The organism is Pseudomonas neustonica, from assembly GCF_003797945.1.
In the GTDB taxonomy this organism is placed as follows: Bacteria; Pseudomonadota; Gammaproteobacteria; order Pseudomonadales; family Pseudomonadaceae; genus Halopseudomonas; species Halopseudomonas neustonica.
This window is the reverse complement of sequence record NZ_RKKU01000010.1, coordinates 36,557-51,990: the sequence shown is the minus strand read 5'-3', so window position 1 is coordinate 51,990 and position 15,434 is coordinate 36,557. Positions and strand designations below refer to the sequence as shown.

General features: G+C 56.8%; 9 protein-coding genes. 4 read left to right on the top strand and 5 right to left on the bottom strand.

The genetic code is table 11. The features are described from left to right. Positions 1–103: 103 nt before the first annotated feature. Positions 104–2,980 (bottom strand): ribonucleoside-diphosphate reductase subunit alpha, encoded by a 2,877-nt coding sequence (locus EF096_RS09975; RefSeq protein WP_123889475.1) that lies wholly within the window; start codon positions 2,978–2,980, stop codon positions 104–106. A gap of 445 nt (positions 2,981–3,425) precedes the next feature. Between EF096_RS09975 and EF096_RS09970 the strand changes: the two genes are divergently transcribed. Both EF096_RS09970 and EF096_RS09965 read left to right on the top strand, forming a co-directional pair. Beyond that, positions 3,426–4,139: a response regulator transcription factor gene (locus EF096_RS09970; protein WP_123889474.1), complete on the top strand. Its 714-nt coding sequence runs from the start codon at positions 3,426–3,428 to the stop codon at positions 4,137–4,139. 29 nt (positions 4,140–4,168) lie between these two features. Next, a complete protein-coding gene (locus EF096_RS09965; RefSeq protein ID WP_123889534.1) occupies positions 4,169–5,764 on the top strand; it encodes an ATP-binding protein in 1,596 nt (531 codons plus the stop codon). A 6-nt stretch (positions 5,765–5,770) separates the two neighbouring features. Here the strand turns inward: EF096_RS09965 and EF096_RS09960 are convergent, their stop codons facing one another. From EF096_RS09960 to EF096_RS09945, 4 genes are all read right to left on the bottom strand, one after another. Then, complete coding sequence (locus EF096_RS09960; protein ID WP_123889473.1) at positions 5,771–6,394, bottom strand: QsdR family transcriptional regulator; 624 nt, start codon at positions 6,392–6,394, stop codon at positions 5,771–5,773. Between the two features lie 424 nt (positions 6,395–6,818). After that, the gene (locus tag EF096_RS09955; protein WP_123889472.1) at positions 6,819–7,580 is read right to left on the bottom strand and encodes an SDR family oxidoreductase; all 762 of its coding nucleotides are present in this window, start codon (positions 7,578–7,580) and stop codon (positions 6,819–6,821) included. A 164-nt stretch (positions 7,581–7,744) separates the two neighbouring features. Next, the gene (locus EF096_RS09950) at positions 7,745–8,611 is read right to left on the bottom strand and encodes a poly(ethylene terephthalate) hydrolase family protein (RefSeq protein WP_123889471.1); all 867 of its coding nucleotides are present in this window, start codon (positions 8,609–8,611) and stop codon (positions 7,745–7,747) included. Positions 8,612–8,924: 313 nt separating this feature from the next. Then, entirely contained in the window at positions 8,925–9,794 is an 870-nt protein-coding gene (locus EF096_RS09945) for an alpha/beta hydrolase family protein (protein ID WP_123889470.1), read from the bottom strand. A 502-nt stretch (positions 9,795–10,296) separates the two neighbouring features. Between EF096_RS09945 and EF096_RS09940 the strand changes: the two genes are divergently transcribed. After that, on the top strand, positions 10,297–12,384 hold the full coding sequence (locus EF096_RS09940; RefSeq protein ID WP_235869697.1) for a PQQ-dependent dehydrogenase, methanol/ethanol family: 2,088 nt from the start codon (positions 10,297–10,299) through the stop codon (positions 12,382–12,384). 263 nt (positions 12,385–12,647) lie between these two features. Next, the gene (locus EF096_RS09935) at positions 12,648–15,350 is read left to right on the top strand and encodes a LuxR C-terminal-related transcriptional regulator (protein ID WP_123889469.1); all 2,703 of its coding nucleotides are present in this window, start codon (positions 12,648–12,650) and stop codon (positions 15,348–15,350) included. The last annotated feature ends 84 nt before the right edge of the window (positions 15,351–15,434 follow it).

Sequence of the window (15,434 nt, the reverse complement as noted above, 5' to 3'; positions counted from 1 at the left end):
TGAGCGCTAGGCGTCGGGCTTGCCGGACCCGGGAGCGTACTAATGTACGTGGCCGGATACGGCTGGCTCGGCAACAACGCGCGCGCCGCTCAGATACGTGCGCTTACTGACACGCTTCACAATCTGGCTCATCAATCGCACAGGCCTTCGGCACGGGCGCCGGACCGGCCGGCGCGGCGGTCGGTGCGCTACCGCTGGATACCGCGTTCAGCTTGCCGGTGTTGACGGTCGACTTCTCGGTGCTGGTAGCGGCCAACGCGCGGAGGTAGTAAGTGGTTTTCAGGCCACGGTACCAGGCCATGCGGTAGGTTACGTCCAGCTTCTTGCCACTGGCACCAGCGATGTACAGGTTCAGTGACTGCGCCTGGTCGATCCACTTCTGGCGGCGGCTGGCTGCCTCGACGATCCACTTGGTTTCCACTTCAAACGCGGTGGCGTACATGGCCTTGAGGTCATCCGGGATGCGGTCGATCTGCTGCACCGAGCCATCGTAGTACTTGAGGTCGTTGACCATGACCGGGTCCCACAGGTCGCGGGCTTTCAAGTCGCGGACCAGGTAGGGGTTGATCACAGTGAACTCGCCAGACAGGTTCGATTTAACGTACAGGTTCTGGTAAGTCGGTTCGATCGACTGGGATACGCCAGTGATGTTGGCAATGGTCGCGGTCGGTGCAATCGCCATGATGTTGGAGTTGCGGATGCCTTTCTTGGCACGCGCACGGACCGGTTCCCAATCCAGTGTGGAGCTACGGTCGACTTCAATGTACTTGGCGCCGCGTTGCTCGGTGAGGATGTCGAGCGAGTCGTAGGGCAGGATGCCTTTGGACCAGAGCGAACCTTCAAAGCTGGAGTAGCTGCCACGCTCTTCGGCCAGATCACAGGAGGCCTGGATGGCGTAGTAGCTGATCGCTTCCATCGACTGGTCGGCGAAGGCGACAGCCTCGTTCGAGCCATAGGCGATGTGCTGCAGGTACAGTGCGTCCTGGAAGCCCATGATGCCAAGGCCGACTGGGCGGTGCTTGAAGTTGGAGTTCTTGGCCTGCGGTACCGAGTAGTAATTGATGTCGATGACGTTATCCAGCATGCGCACGGCGGTGTTGACGGTACGCTCCAGCTTGGCTTGATCCAGCTTGCCATCGGTAATGTGATGCACCAGGTTGACCGAGCCCAGGTTACACACGGCGATTTCGTCAGCGCTGGTGTTCAGCGTGATCTCGGTGCACAGATTGGAGCTGTGGACCACACCAGCGTGCTGCTGCGGGCTGCGCAGGTTGCAGGCATCTTTAAAGGTCAACCAGGGGTGGCCGGTTTCGAACAACATGCTGAGCATCTTGCGCCACAAATCGGCCGCCTTGAGGGTCTTGTGCAGCTTGATCTTGCCGTACTCGATCAGCGCTTCGTAATACTCGTAACGCTCTTCAAATGCCTTACCGGTCAGGTCGTGCAGATCGGGTACGTCTGATGGTGAGAAAAGCGTCCAGTTGCCGTCTTCAAATACGCGCTTCATGAACAGGTCTGGAATCCAGTTGGCGGTGTTCATGTCGTGTGTGCGTCGACGGTCGTCACCGGTGTTCTTGCGCAGCTCCAGAAACTCTTCGATATCCAGGTGCCAGGTTTCAAGGTAACCGCAGACCGCGCCCTTGCGCTTGCCGCCCTGGTTTACCGCGACGGCGGTGTCGTTGACGACCTTGAGGAAGGGCACGACACCCTGTGACTGACCGTTGGTGCCTTTGATGTAGGCACCCATGGCGCGCACGGGCGTCCAATCGTTACCCAGGCCACCAGCAAACTTGGACAGCATGGCGTTGTCGTGGATTGCGTGATAAATGCCGGACAGGTTGTCGGGCACGGTGGTCAGGTAGCAGCTGGAGAGTTGCGGGCGCAGCGTGCCAGCGTTGAACAGCGTAGGCGTGGAGGCCATGTAGTCAAAGCTGGAGATCAGGTTGTAAAACTCGATAGTGCGAGCGGTTTTATCCTGCTCTTCAATGGCCAGACCCATGGCAACGCGCATGAAGAAAATCTGCGGCAGCTCCAGGCGCGTACCCTCATGGTGCAGGAAGTAACGGTCGTACAGGGTCTGCAGGCCGAGGTAGCCAAACAGCTGGTCGCGGTCGTGGTCGATCGCGGCGCCCAAGGCGTCCAGATCGAACTCACCCAATTTGGGATCAAGCAGTTCGTAACCGATACCGGCCTTGATGTAGACGGGCAGGGTTTTAGCATACAGCTCGGCCATGTCGCTGTGGGTCGCGCTGGTGGCGACGCCCAGGTGGCTGAGGGCTTCTGCGCGCAGGTTGTCGAGCAGCAGGCGGGCGGTTACCTGGCTGTAGTTGGGCTCGCGCTCAACCAGGGTACGTGCGGTCATGACCATGGCGGTGTTGACGTCGATCTGGGTGACGCCGTCGTACAGGTTTTTCAGGGTTTCTTGCTCGATGTGATCGGCATCGACTTCGGCCAGGCCGTAGCAGGCTTCCTGAATGACGGTACGTAGGCGGCCCATGTTGAGCGGCTGACGCGTGCCGTCAGACAGGGTGACGCGAATGCTTGGGTGAGCATCGGCAGGGGCTTCAGCTTCACGCTCTTTGCGTTGACGGGCATGTTCGTCACGGTAGAGCACATAACTACGGGCGATTTTTTGCTCACCGGAGCGCATCAGTGCCAGTTCGACCTGATCCTGGATCTCTTCGATATGCAGGGTGCCGCCGGAAGGCAGGCGGCGCTTGAAGATGGCGCTGATGGTGTCGGTCATCTCGTCTACTGTCTCGCGAATGCGCGAGGAGGAGGCGGCCTGATCACCTTCTACGGCGAGAAACGCCTTGGTCATGGCAACGCGGATTTTATCGTCGGTATAAGGTACCAGGGTGCCGTTGCGTTTGATCACGCGCAACTGGCCGGGCGCGCTCATGTTCAGGTCGTCTTGATGGTCGCCCTCTGCATGCACTTGGGTGGCGGATGTATTACTGGGTGAAGATGTAGCGTGCATGACAGCTCCTTGGTGGTCACAAACACAATATGTAGTAGGTGTTACAGCTGCCTTGTCTGCATGACTGACTCTGTAGCACCCAAATACGGCATCATTTCAGCGCTTGACGCGGTAGGTGAGGTTGTGCGTCATAACCATATATGTGGTTGCGTGAAACGGTATTGGCACAAGATAGTGTGTGTTTTGTTATGTGGCAAGCCGATTTTTTCATTGTTTTTTTTGCCTGAAGGCTTGACCCGCCTGCGCGGCGGGGAATGACGCGACTTTCAGGTTTTAACAGGCAAACACTGCATATTGTGATTTGTGTGAAGCACACCACAGGTACCTGTCCGATAGCTGCAAAATACTGTTGCAGCGCTGCTTTCTTGCGGTTGCCCCGGCACTGTCTCGCCGGTGTTACAATCGCGGCCCAATTGCGGTCAAGTAGTCAGGGCAAGGTGGTGGGATGGAAGCGGATAACAGCACTATTCTGATTGTTGAAGATGACCAGAAGCTGGCGGGTCTGATCAGTGACTTTCTGCAACAGCAGGGGTTAAGGGTCGAGCTCGAGGCCAATGGCAGCGATGCGGTACAACGTATTCTCGATACTCAGCCGGCAGTAGTGGTGCTGGATTTGATGCTACCCGGTGAGGATGGCTTGAGTATCTGCCAGCGAGTACGCGAGGCTGGCTTTGCGCGCCCGATTCTGATGCTGACGGCGCGCAGTGAAGATCAGGATCATATACAAGGGCTGGAACTGGGAGCCGATGACTATGTCACCAAACCGGTGCGTCCGCAGGTGCTGCTTGCGCGCATCCGCGCCTTGCTGCGCCGCTCTGGTGAGCCTGAGCAGGTCAGTACGCCGCGTCTGAGTTTTGGCAACTTGCTGATCGACAACGACCGGCGCGAGGCCTGGTTAGCCGAGGATATGATTGAGCTGACGGGCGCCGAGTTCGATCTACTCTGGTTGCTTGCGAGTAATGCCGGCCGCATCCTTAGCCGGGAAGAGATTTTTGTCTCCTTGCGCGGTATAGAGTACGACGGCCAGGATCGTTCCATTGATGTGCGTATTTCGCGCATCAGGCCCAAGATCGGTGACGATCCGGATTTGCCGCGCATCATCAAGACCGTCCGCAGTAAAGGCTATCTGTTCGTCGCGCCGAGCCCGGAACCGCAGTGAACTCCATTTTTATCCGCATCGGAACCGCAGTGAACTCCATTTTTATCCGCATCTATGGCGGCATGCTGTTGGTGCTGATTGCGGTCTCATGTTTGGCGTTGATCAGCATTCGCATGGTCAACGATGTGCGCGCCGAAGACTATCGCGAGCGTATGGCCACCGGCACCTTTCGGTTGATGGCGGATAACCTTGAGCCCATGGACACTGCCGAGCGGCAAAAGGCGCTGGCGGTCTGGTCACGTCTGATTGGGGTGCCGCTGGAGCTCAACTCGCTGGACTCGCTGCAACTCGAGTCCAGCAGCTGGTCGCGGCTGATTCGTGGTCGGGTACTGGCGCGCAGCAAAGGGCCAGGTAATGTGCGCGTTTACAGCCTGGTTGATCTGGCTGAAGAGGTCGTGCTGACCGCCGACATTCAACGGATTTCCGAGCAACTGGGCCGCGCCACCCTGTTTCTGATCGCCGATGAACTGGTGCGTCACCCGGATACCGAAATGCCGCGCTGGTTGTCTGAGCTGCGGCGCGATAAAGGGTTTGGCTACCCACTGCGTTTGACACGTCTGGCCGAGGCGGACCTGGATGCCGATCAAATGCGCCGGCTCGACGAGTTTGATACGGTGCTCAGTCTGGGGCCAGAAGGCAACGCGGTCATGATGTACATGAAGATCCCGGACACCCAGTGGGTGTTAAGCATGGGGCCGGTCTACCAGATGCAGGACTACCCGACCGAGATGCTGCTGATTACCGGTTTGCTGGCACTCTCACTCAGCGGCTTGCTGATCTATCTATTGGTTCGGCAACTGGAGCAGCGGTTGATGAACCTGGAGTCAGCCGCTCTGCATATTACGCGCGGTAATCTGGATGCCCGCGCGGAAGTCATCGGTAACGATTCGGTAGGCAGCTTGGCTCGTGCCTTCAATGATATGGCGCGCCACCTGCAAAGTCTGATGAGTATCCAGCGGGAGATGATAGGGGCTATCTCCCACGAGCTACGCACGCCTGTGGCGCGCCTACGCTTTGGCCTGGAGATGGTCGAGAGCGCCGAAGGCGAAGACGCGCTCAAGCGCTATCTTGAGAGCATGGATGGCGATTTGACCGAGCTGGATAAGCTGGTCGATGAGATTCTGACCTATGCGCGGCTGGAGCAGAGCGCTCCGGCCCTGGTATTAGCGCCAGTGGATGTGCCAGCTGTGATTGAGCAGGTGTTGGCTGAATTAGCACCCATTAACCCGCAGGTCAGTATTGAGTTTTCAGATCGCTCACGCGGCCGAGCATGCTGGGTCGATGCGGAAAAGCGGTATTTGCACCGCGCTGTTACCAATCTGGTCAGCAATGCGGCCAGGCACGCGGCTGGCCGAGTAAAGGTAGTCACGCGAGTAAAGGGCGGTCGGTGTCAGATCACAGTCGAGGATGACGGTCCTGGTATACCTGAGGCGTACCGCGAGCATATCTTTACCCCCTTTTTGCGCCTTGACGACAGCCGCACCCGGGCGAGTGGCGGCTATGGTTTGGGCCTGTCAATCGTGCGTCGAGTGGTTTACTGGCACGATGGTGACGCCAGGGTAGAAGCGTCACGTGATTTGGGCGGTGCGGCTTTTATTATCGATTGGCCGCTACGGCGTCAGTAACCTACTTTACGCCTGATGACCGTTAACCAGCAGGCGGAAAGCGGTAGCTGCAGGTGTAGGATCAGGTTTGCGCGCGCAGATCAGGTCACAATAAATCGCCCCTTCACCGATCTTGACGATATAGAGCGCCAGGCTCTCTGCATCCATTTCGGGCTTGATCTTGCCTGCCTTGATTTGCTCTTCAAACATTTTGCGCCAGGTCTCCATTAGCCTTTCATGCAGGCCCGACACGCGTGATGTCAGTAGTTGCAGGCCCCACTGCGGCTCCGCTTGCAGGAAGTCGTGCATGGGTTTGGCGTTGATCAAGGCAATGTTGATATCGGTGTAGATCTGGGTGAGGTAGTCAATCCCGTCGAGGTCTGGGGTTTGATCAGCTCGCGCGATGGCTTCATCGTAGATGCGCTTGTACAGCGACCAGAGAATTTCGCCCATCAGCAGATCCTTGTTACCTACCCAGCGCATCAGGGTGGCGCGGCCGATGCCGAGTTCTTCTGCCAGCAGTGACAAGTTTAGGCGACGCCCCTCAAGCCACCAGCTGCGTGCCATGCGGAAGGCGCTTAGCGGCGTTGCACGTTCGTCGGACTTGCGCTTGGACAGTGCCATCGCCAGGGGGGTCTGCTGGGTGCTCATTTTCTTACCTGCCTGTTCATGTGAATCTTTATATAGGCGCCATGGTAACAATGGTGATACCAAGAAGGAAAGTGTCCCGATCTTGAATCACCTGTTAATGAGATGTAAATGCGACTTTATGCTCATTTGTCGACAAGTTTCATCTTGTTGATCTGGCAAGTTGAGTAAGCATTTTTGTTTTTTGATGCGATTTGTATCGTGCTCGGACGATGTCAGTTGATCACTTTCTTGAAGACGAGGGGCGATAGCGTCTGACTGGTGAGCGGTATATCGAAGTGTGCCTGTATTGCTGCTGTGCGGAACGAGGGTGGTGACAGCGGGCCTGTTGCCAAGCGTTAAAGCAGCGGACCCGCTCGAGTGTTAAGTTTGGCACTTGGCTTTGGAGCTATGTGCTGACTTGCACCTTGGAGTAGCGCATAAGTAACTATCCGCGCCCAATAAACGGCATTTTAGTCGCCATGATGGTCATAAACTGAATGTTGCTTTCCAGCGGCAGCTCAGCCATCTGCACCACGGCCTGTGCTACGTGCTCTACATCCATCACAGCCTCAGCTGCGATTTCGCCATTCGCTTGTGGCACGCCGCGTTGCATGGGGGCCGCCATCTCGGTTGCAGCGTTACCAATATCGATCTGACCGCAGGCGATGTTGTATTTGCGGCCGTCCAAAGAGGTGGACTTGGTGAGTCCGGTCATGGCGTGTTTGGATGCGGTGTAAGGGGCTGAGTTGGGGCGGGGCGCGTGGGCCGAGATGGAGCCGTTATTGATAATGCGCCCTCCCATTGGATCTTGCGCCTTCATCAGTTTGAACGCCTGCTGGGTACACAGAAACGCGCCAGTGAGGTTGGTATCAATTGCGGCACGCCAGTGCTCGAAACTGATGTCTTCCAGCAAAACCGGAGGTGCGCCGGTGCCGGCATTATTGAACAGCAGGTCGAGCCGTCCGAACTGCGCCTGGATCTGTTGAAATAGAGCGACCACCGAGTCGGGGTCGCGCACATCAGATTCGATCAGTAATGCATTGTTTGCGAGGTTACCTGCGTCCTGCAGCGAAGCCTGCAGTGTGCTCATGCGGCGCCCGGTCATGACGACTTGGTAACCGGCGCTTAGTAGCGCCAGAGCGCTGGCCCGGCCAATGCCACTGCCTGCACCGGTAACCAGTGCGACCTTGTTCGTTTGTTGTGTCATTACAACGCTCCTGTTGTCGGCTTTGGGCTAAGAATACAACAGGCAGAACGCTTGATCTGTCGCTTTTGAGACAGGGGCGGGATGAAAAAACGGCCAACTACAAAAGAGTAGCTGGCCGCTCGACACCGCTGCCGACAGAGAGCTTTCGGCGTTGTTATTGCTGCTTAGTTGATGCCTTTGCGGCGCACCTCCCAGCCAAAGTCATTACACAGGCCGCAGTTACTGCCATAGAACACGCTCTCGGCTGACTGGTCATCCATCAGGTGATAGCGGAACCAGGCGGTGGATGGCCCGCGGAAGTCGCCGCCATTGCCGACTGGCTCGAAGTGACTGGCGGTGCGGCGCTCGCCCCAAAACACGGGTACGTTCGCGCGACTGAAGACGGGCAGTGCGTTGAGCGTAGGACCGGCAATAACATCCACGCCACCGGTCATCAGGAACATAGGTCCATTCTGGTTTGATTGTGAACTGCGGCTATGGCCAAGTCCGATGGTGTAAGGCTGAAAGGGTGCAGTGACGCTGACGCGTGAATCCTGGCCGGTCATGATGCTGCCACCCCCACCTTGGGAGTGCCCGGCAGCGCCAATGCGATTGATGTCCAGTTTATTGGCATAGGTGCCGGTGCTGCGGTTGTTTTGATCGACGATATAGTCAATACAACCGCGCATCTGGGTGCCTGTGCCTGGGTTCGATGTGTTGGCGGCAATGACAACAAAGCCATGGCTTGCCCAATGGTCAAGCAGTGAGCGGTAGGTGGTCGGCGATGCACCTGTACCGTTGCCCCAGACGATGATGGGATGTTTGACGCCATCGGCGCCCAAGGTGCGGGGGCGATATACGGTACAACTAAATCCAGCACTGCCGTTGGTGGTAGCAAAGGGACCATCTGCACTGAAGCTGGATACACCTGGAAAGCCGCTACCGGTTGGGTTGCCGTTTCCACCGCCGCCGCCTGGATTGGTCGCCAGAGCAATACTGGAAATCGCCATGCCGAGTGTCAGGGCTGCTAGCTTGAATGCGGGTGCGTTCATGGGACATTCCTTGTGTTGATTCATTGTTGTAAGGGTGATGACCAGGCTGGAGTCGCTGGCCTGTCAGCACTGGCTAACAACGATAGGTGCTCTGTTTATTAAATGAACTCACCTATTCGGGTGGAATGTTTTAAGTACCGTTTTTTATGTCCGATCATGTTTTTAACTTTGATGTAACTATGCAGATTGGCTCTGTACGAAGATTGTTGCTAATTCAATAAAGCAGGGTTGGGATTTTCACCAGGTATCTAAATGGGATAAGAAAGGCGGAGTAGCTGTTGACTACTCCGCGGGTGCTGCAGGTTATTAAAAATCAGTTGATACCTTTGCGGCGTACCTCCCAATCGTTATCGGTACAAAGCGCACAGTTGCTGCCGTAAAAAAGATCCCCAGCACTCTGATCTTCCATCAGGTGGTAACGGAACCACGCGGTAGCAGGGCCGCGAAAATCCCCTGCGTTGCCTACGGGCTCAAAGTGGCTAGCGCCGTCCAGCTCGCCCCAAAAGACGGGTACGTTCGCGCGGCTATACACCGGCAACGAATTGAGCGTAGGACTGGCGATGGTATCTGCACTGCCGGACATCAGGAACATGGGCCCACTTTGATTGCTCTGTGATGAGCTGTTATGCCCAAGCCCGATGGTGTACGGCTGGAATGGCGCCGTAGCGCTGATACGTGAGTCGCGGCCGGCCATAATAGTGCCGCCACCCCCTTGTGAGTGGCCCGCAGTGCCCACGCGGTTGAGATCTAGCTTATTGGCATAGGTGCCCGTCGTCCGGTTGTTCTGGGTGGTCAGGTAGTCCAGGCAGTCGAGCATGGCTTCACCGGTACCCGCATTTGAGGTGTTGGCTGCAGCTACCACAAAACCTTGGCTGGCCCAGTGGGATAGTAGCCCTGAATAGGTGCTGGGTGAGGCGCCAGTGCCGTTGCCCCAGAGAATGATCGGATGCTTGAGGTTATTGGCACCCAGTGTGCTGGGACGGTAAACGGTGCAACTGAAACCGGCACTGCCGTTGGTGGTTGTGAAGGACCCTGATGCTGCAAAGTCAGTGACCCCGGGGAAACCTGTGCCGGTTGGATCTGAGCTGCCACCGCCGCCTCCGCCTGGATTGGTTGCCAGTGCCGCGCTAGACAGCGCGATGCCCAAAGTAAGTACACTAAACTTGAGTGCAAATCTGTTCATGGTGGTTCCTTTATTATTAAAGTTGTTTGCTTTTTGTTGCGAGTGAGTAAGTTGAGAAACGCCTTTGCTCCTAGGTGATGACGCTAACTTTAAATAGTGTTTTTTGAACTAGCCTGAATGGGTGAGAAGTTTAGGTTTCGTGACTTGGGTCCGTTTTGTCTGGCAGATGTACTGCCGCTTGCTCTATTTTTCTTTACGTTTTCGGCTGGCCAATATCAGTTTGATATTGTGTTGTGCGCTAATAGAGTTACTCGCTTTTTAAACTTTCATCTTTCGTACTTGAAACGCGGTACAACCTGAGTGAGACGAGATAGGCGAGTCTGGCACTCTTGGTGCTTGGGCTGTGTGTCGTTCGCTGAGGTAGCGGCGCAACAAGTGGTGGTGAGGGCCGGTTTTCAGCTGGTTGGTTCCGGTGGCCATACCCCCCACAAGGGGGGTAATCATTGGCTGGTGCGCTGGCTAGCATCTGAGTCATGTACAGCAGAATAATAAAGAGAAAACCATGACTTATATGACCAAGGGCCTGGGCCCATTGCTGCGTTTGGCTGGCTTTGGCCTCGCCAGCCTTGGCTGGGCTGCTGCCGCGCAGGCGGCAGAGGTAAATGAAGCGGCGATGCGGGCGCTGGAAAGCGACGGCACGGAATGGCTTAGCTACGACCGCACCTGGGCACAGCAGCGCTTTAGTCCTTTGCAGCAGATTGATACTGAGAGCGTCGACAAACTGGGGCTGACCTGGTCGATTGACCTCGACAACAATCGTGGTTTGGAGGCAACCCCGCTGTATCACGAGGGTGTGCTTTACACCTCGTTATCCTGGAGCCGGGTGATGGCTGTGGACGCGGGGACCGGGCAGATTCTCTGGAGTTATGATCCGCAGGTCGATAAAGCGAAGGGCCGCGACGCCTGCTGCGATGCGGTCAATCGCGGCGTGGCGTTATGGCAAGGCAAGGTCTATGTTGGCACGCTGGACGGCCGCCTGATTGCGCTGGATGCGAAAACCGGTCAACCGGTCTGGACGCAACAAACCACGGATAATAGCCAGCCTTACACCATCACCGGTGCACCACGGGTGCTCAAGGATATGGTGATGATTGGTAACGGTGGTGCCGAATTTGGTGTGCGTGGCTATTTCTCTGCCTATGACGCGGCTACCGGAGAATTACGCTGGCGCTTTTATACCGTTCCGCGCGACCCGGCGCAGCCACAGGAGCACCCGGAGCTGAATGCTGCGCTGGAAACCTGGAGCAAGGATACCGACTGGTCGATGGGCGGCGGCGGGACCGCCTGGGACAGTATGGCCTATGATCCGGACCTCGATCTGTTATATGTCGGTACCGGCAACGGCTCGCCCTGGAACCGCGAAGTACGCAGCCCCGGTGGCGGCGATAACCTTTACCTGTCGTCTATTCTCGCGCTCAAGCCCGAGACCGGCAGGCTGGTATGGCACTATCAGGTCACGCCGGGTGATTCCTGGGACTTTACTGCGACTCAGCAGCTGACGCTGGCTGAACTGGAGATTGATGGTGAGGCGCGTCAGGTCATTATGCAGGCACCAAAAAACGGCTTCTTCTATGTGCTCGATCGCGCCACTGGCGAGCTGCTGTCAGCCGAGAAGTTCGGCAAGGTAACCTGGGCCGAGCGCATTGATATGGCGACTGGTCGGCCTGTCGAGGCGGCCGATGCGCGCTATCAGAAAGAAACGCTGGTGATGTGGCCGAGCCCTCTGGGAGCGCACAATTGGCACTCCATGTCGTTCAGTCCGCTGACCAAGCTGGTGTATATCCCTTATCAGGAAATACCCGGCACTTATACCAATGAAGCGGGCAGTTTTGTGCGTAAGCGCGCCTTCAATACCGCTGCCGGCTCCTCCGAGATAAAAGAGCTGCCGCGCGAATACACTGCCGGGGCTCTGCTCGCCTGGGACCCGGTCAAGCAGCAGGCGGCGTGGCGGGTCGAGCGTCCCAATCATTGGAATGGCGGTACCCTGGTCACTGCGGGCAATCTGGTATTTCAAGGCACCTCTGCTGGGCAGCTGGAGGCTTACAGCGCCGACAAGGGCCAGCTACTGTGGCAGTTTGATGCACAAACGGGGGTTATCGCGGCACCCATGACCTATCTGCACAATGGTGAGCAGTATGTCGCCCTGATGGCAGGCTGGGGCGGTTCCGGCGCGCTCATTGGCGGTGATGCTGCAGTCGCGACGGGCGTGCGCAACGTCAGCCGCATGCTGGTGTTCAAGCTGGGAGCTAATCAGCAATTGCCAACTCTGGCTGCCGTGCCGGGTAGTGGGCGCACGCCGGAACCGGTAGTGGCCGCGGCAACTGACCTTACGGCTGGCGAAACGCTCTATTCTCAGTACTGCGCAGTCTGCCATGGTGTTGGCGTTGTAGGTGGCGGTGTGCTGCCCGACCTGCGTCATAGCAGTGATGCCGTGCGCGAGGCCTGGGATGCCATTGTGCTGCACGGTGCCTATCAGGCTAACGGTATGGCTAGCTTCGGAGACAGTCTCAGCAGCGAAGAAGCGAAGCAAATACGCCTTTACATCATGCAGCGTGAATACGACAGCTGGATAAATAGCGCTAAGCAATAACCTGCGTCGGTTATGACCACAGGACAGCCCGTCCTGTGGTCTACTGGCTTAGAGTCTTTACTCTAATATCACCAAATCTTATGATAACGGCGTCAGCCCTGTTTTGGCCCGCCGTCTTTTTCATGCCTGCTATGCTGACCCAAGGCTGCTCGGTGAGCCGCCTTGGCGACAACAATAACAATAGATCGCGGAAAAACCTGAAGCTACGTTGCTAACGCGGATTTTCAGTGTGGGTCCAGCGATACGTGTTCAGCGAGTAGTTCATGAACATCAGATTCGATGCGCAGAACATTCCTGCAGCCGCACCTGGGGCGCAGGGCAGTGACGCACCTCTGCTACTGAAAACCAAAATCACAGCGCCGCGTCGTGGGCGCGGTATTTTACCAAGACCGCGCCTGGAGCAGCATGCTGCCTTGCTGCATGAGCGCCGCCTGGCAATCCTCAAGGCGCCACCGGGTTTTGGCAAGACCACATTGGCCAGTATTTGGGCAGAAGTGCTACTGGCCCAGTCGCATGCCGTGGCCTGGTTGTCATTGGATGCGCAGGATGATTCAGCTCAGCGCCTGCTGTTTTATATTGCGGCGGCTCTGAATCAGGCGAATCCGGCGCTGGGTTTATCCTGTATGAGTCTGCGCGCCGAGCTGACCTTCTTTTCCAGCGAAACTCTGGTTGGTCTGCTCATCAATGAGCTAAGCCAGAGTGTGGAGCCCATTACTCTTTTTATTGACGATCTCCACTGTATCGACGATGAGGTGCTGGTAGAGGCCTTGCACGTGTTGTTGCAGCGCGCACCGCCGCACGTTCATCTGGTGTTCATCAGTCGAAACGAATTGCCGGCGGCCTTGCTCACGCATTTATACGCTGATGATCTACTTGAGATCGACGGTAATCAGCTGCGTTTCGAGTTGGAAGAGACGCGTGATTTATTGCGCAAGGCCGGCTTCGAGCCGCAGCAGTCGAATGATGTTCTCTGTATTCAGGAATCGGCAGAAGGTTGGATCGCCGCATTGCGTGCCTTCCTGTTGACGCCTGGCCACACGGTAGCGCGTATTACGCCGCGCAGTATCTGCAACCTGTTTGATGATGTGATTGGGCATCTCGATGAGTCGGTGCGCAAGCCGCTTTACCTGCTGGGGCTGTTGGAGAAGTTCAGTGCTGGTTTGCTAAGTACGCTGTTGGGGCATCGAGCAGCTACAGCGCTGATGGATTTGCTGCAACAACGGCAGCTGTTTGTTTCTGCACTCGATCCGGAGGAAACCTGGTTCAGCCTGCATCCGCTGTTTCGCGAGCATCTGAAAAAGGCCTACCTGCGTCATCATGAGGCCGAAGCCCGTGCGGTGATGGCGCATGCCGCAGACTGGTTTGCTGAGCGCAAGCTTTGGTTGGATGCAATTCGGCTAGGTCTTGAGAGTGGCGAGGTGTGGCAGGTCAAACTCTGGATTGAGCATTGCGCTACTACCCTGATAGAACAAGGCGACTTCACCACCCTGGTCATTTTGGAAAAACACTGGAAACTCCAACCGGCCGAGTGCCCGTTGCCTCTGAAGATGGCGCGTGCCTGGGCAATGGGGCTGGCGCTGGAGATAGGACCTGCGCTGAGGTTGGCCAAACAGATTGAAACTGAACTCGGGGGGCTGCCTGACCAGGGCAAAAGCTCACCCATCTATTGGGAGGTGCAATCGCTGCAGGCCATGTTGTTGGGCTTGGCCGACCATAATATGCGCTCAGGACCTTGGGCGCGGGTCTGTTATGAGTCCAGTGCAACGCGGCCCTGGATTACCAACGTGTTGCTTAATCTGATGAGCGGCAGTCTGCTGCGGCAGGCGAACTGGGACGCTTTTTATCAATTGCCGCCGACCCTTGATGCGCAGGATGGTAATCGGGGGTATTTTCTGCACGAGTGCTATCGGCAATCATTGACGGCGCTGGCGGAGGGGCTGCAGGGTCGCGTTGCTTGTGCGCTAGACGGACTGCTAGCGCTGGTCGAGCGCATCGACCTCAGTTTCTCTGATGGCCTGGCCAAACCCAATCCTGTTCTGCTGGCGCTACCCAATGCCTTGCTTGCGCACTTTAACTATTTACGGGGTGACGCCTCGCAGGCGACCCACTACCTGCAGGGGTGTATGGATTACATCGATATGGGGGGCTTTCTGGATTGCATTGCCCATGCCTTTGTTACCTCTGCGCGGTTGCAGGTGCAACAGGGCCATCCGGGTCGAGCCAGGCGCACTCTGGAGCGGATGTCTAGCCTGGCGCAGGTGCGTGAATGGCCGCGATTACAATCCTGGGCGCTGATGGAGCGAGTACGCAGCTGCTTGCAAGGTGAGCGGGTTCGTGAGGCTGCGGGCTGTTTGCGCGAGCTACAGCAAATACGTGCTATGAGCCTGGATGATGGCGGCGTGGATCGGTGGCTCTTCGCCCTGCTAGCTGAGCTTTGGTTGGGGCTTAACGGGCAGCCGGTGCGTGCAGAGCTGGTCACTGATGCACAGGCTTTGCTGACAGAGCTACGCCAACGGCAGTATTGGTTAATGGTGGCAGAGTTGGGGGTGGCACTGGGTTTTTATTTGGCCAGCCAACAAGACCAACGCAGTGAAGCACTGCTGATAGAGGCGTTGGAGGTGGTTCGTGACACTGGTGCAGTGTGCTTATTGCGCGATATTGGCATACCTCAGGCCTGTGCGACGCTCACACCTTATATCCCCGCGAATTGGCGGGCAGAGGTGACGGCGCTTTTTGGTCATGCAGGCGATGCTGATGAGGACAAGGCCGGGTGCTCAGCGCTACTGGCATTGACGGTGAAAGAGCGCCAGGTCATGCAACTGGTAGCTGAGGGTAAATCCAACAAGCAAATCGCCAAGGACTTGAGCGTAACGCCGGAAACCATCAAGTCGCACATGAAGAGTATTTTTGCCAAATTGAAAGTGGAGAGTCGGGCTCAGGCGGCGGTGATGTTGCAGCAGGGCTAGGCTTGCGCAAGCTACAAGCTACAAGCTACAAGCTAAAAGCCGAAAGCTAGAAGCTAGAAGCAACTGCAACTGCAACTGCGGGGG

What these genes read in the sequence shown, in the direction of transcription:
- EF096_RS09945 (WP_123889470.1), bottom strand. Translation starts at nt 9,794, where the DNA reads ATGAACAGATTTGCACTCAAGTTTAGTGTACTTACTTTGGGCATCGCG.
- EF096_RS09955 (WP_123889472.1), bottom strand. Translation starts at nt 7,580, where the DNA reads ATGACACAACAAACGAACAAGGTCGCACTGGTTACCGGTGCAGGCAGT.
- EF096_RS09970 (WP_123889474.1), top strand. Translation starts at nt 3,426, where the DNA reads ATGGAAGCGGATAACAGCACTATTCTGATTGTTGAAGATGACCAGAAG.
- EF096_RS09935 (WP_123889469.1), top strand. Translation starts at nt 12,648, where the DNA reads ATGAACATCAGATTCGATGCGCAGAACATTCCTGCAGCCGCACCTGGG.
- EF096_RS09940 (WP_235869697.1), top strand. Translation starts at nt 10,297, where the DNA reads ATGACTTATATGACCAAGGGCCTGGGCCCATTGCTGCGTTTGGCTGGC.
- EF096_RS09960 (WP_123889473.1), bottom strand. Translation starts at nt 6,394, where the DNA reads ATGAGCACCCAGCAGACCCCCCTGGCGATGGCACTGTCCAAGCGCAAG.
- EF096_RS09975 (WP_123889475.1), bottom strand. Translation starts at nt 2,980, where the DNA reads ATGCACGCTACATCTTCACCCAGTAATACATCCGCCACCCAAGTGCAT.
- EF096_RS09950 (WP_123889471.1), bottom strand. Translation starts at nt 8,611, where the DNA reads ATGAACGCACCCGCATTCAAGCTAGCAGCCCTGACACTCGGCATGGCG.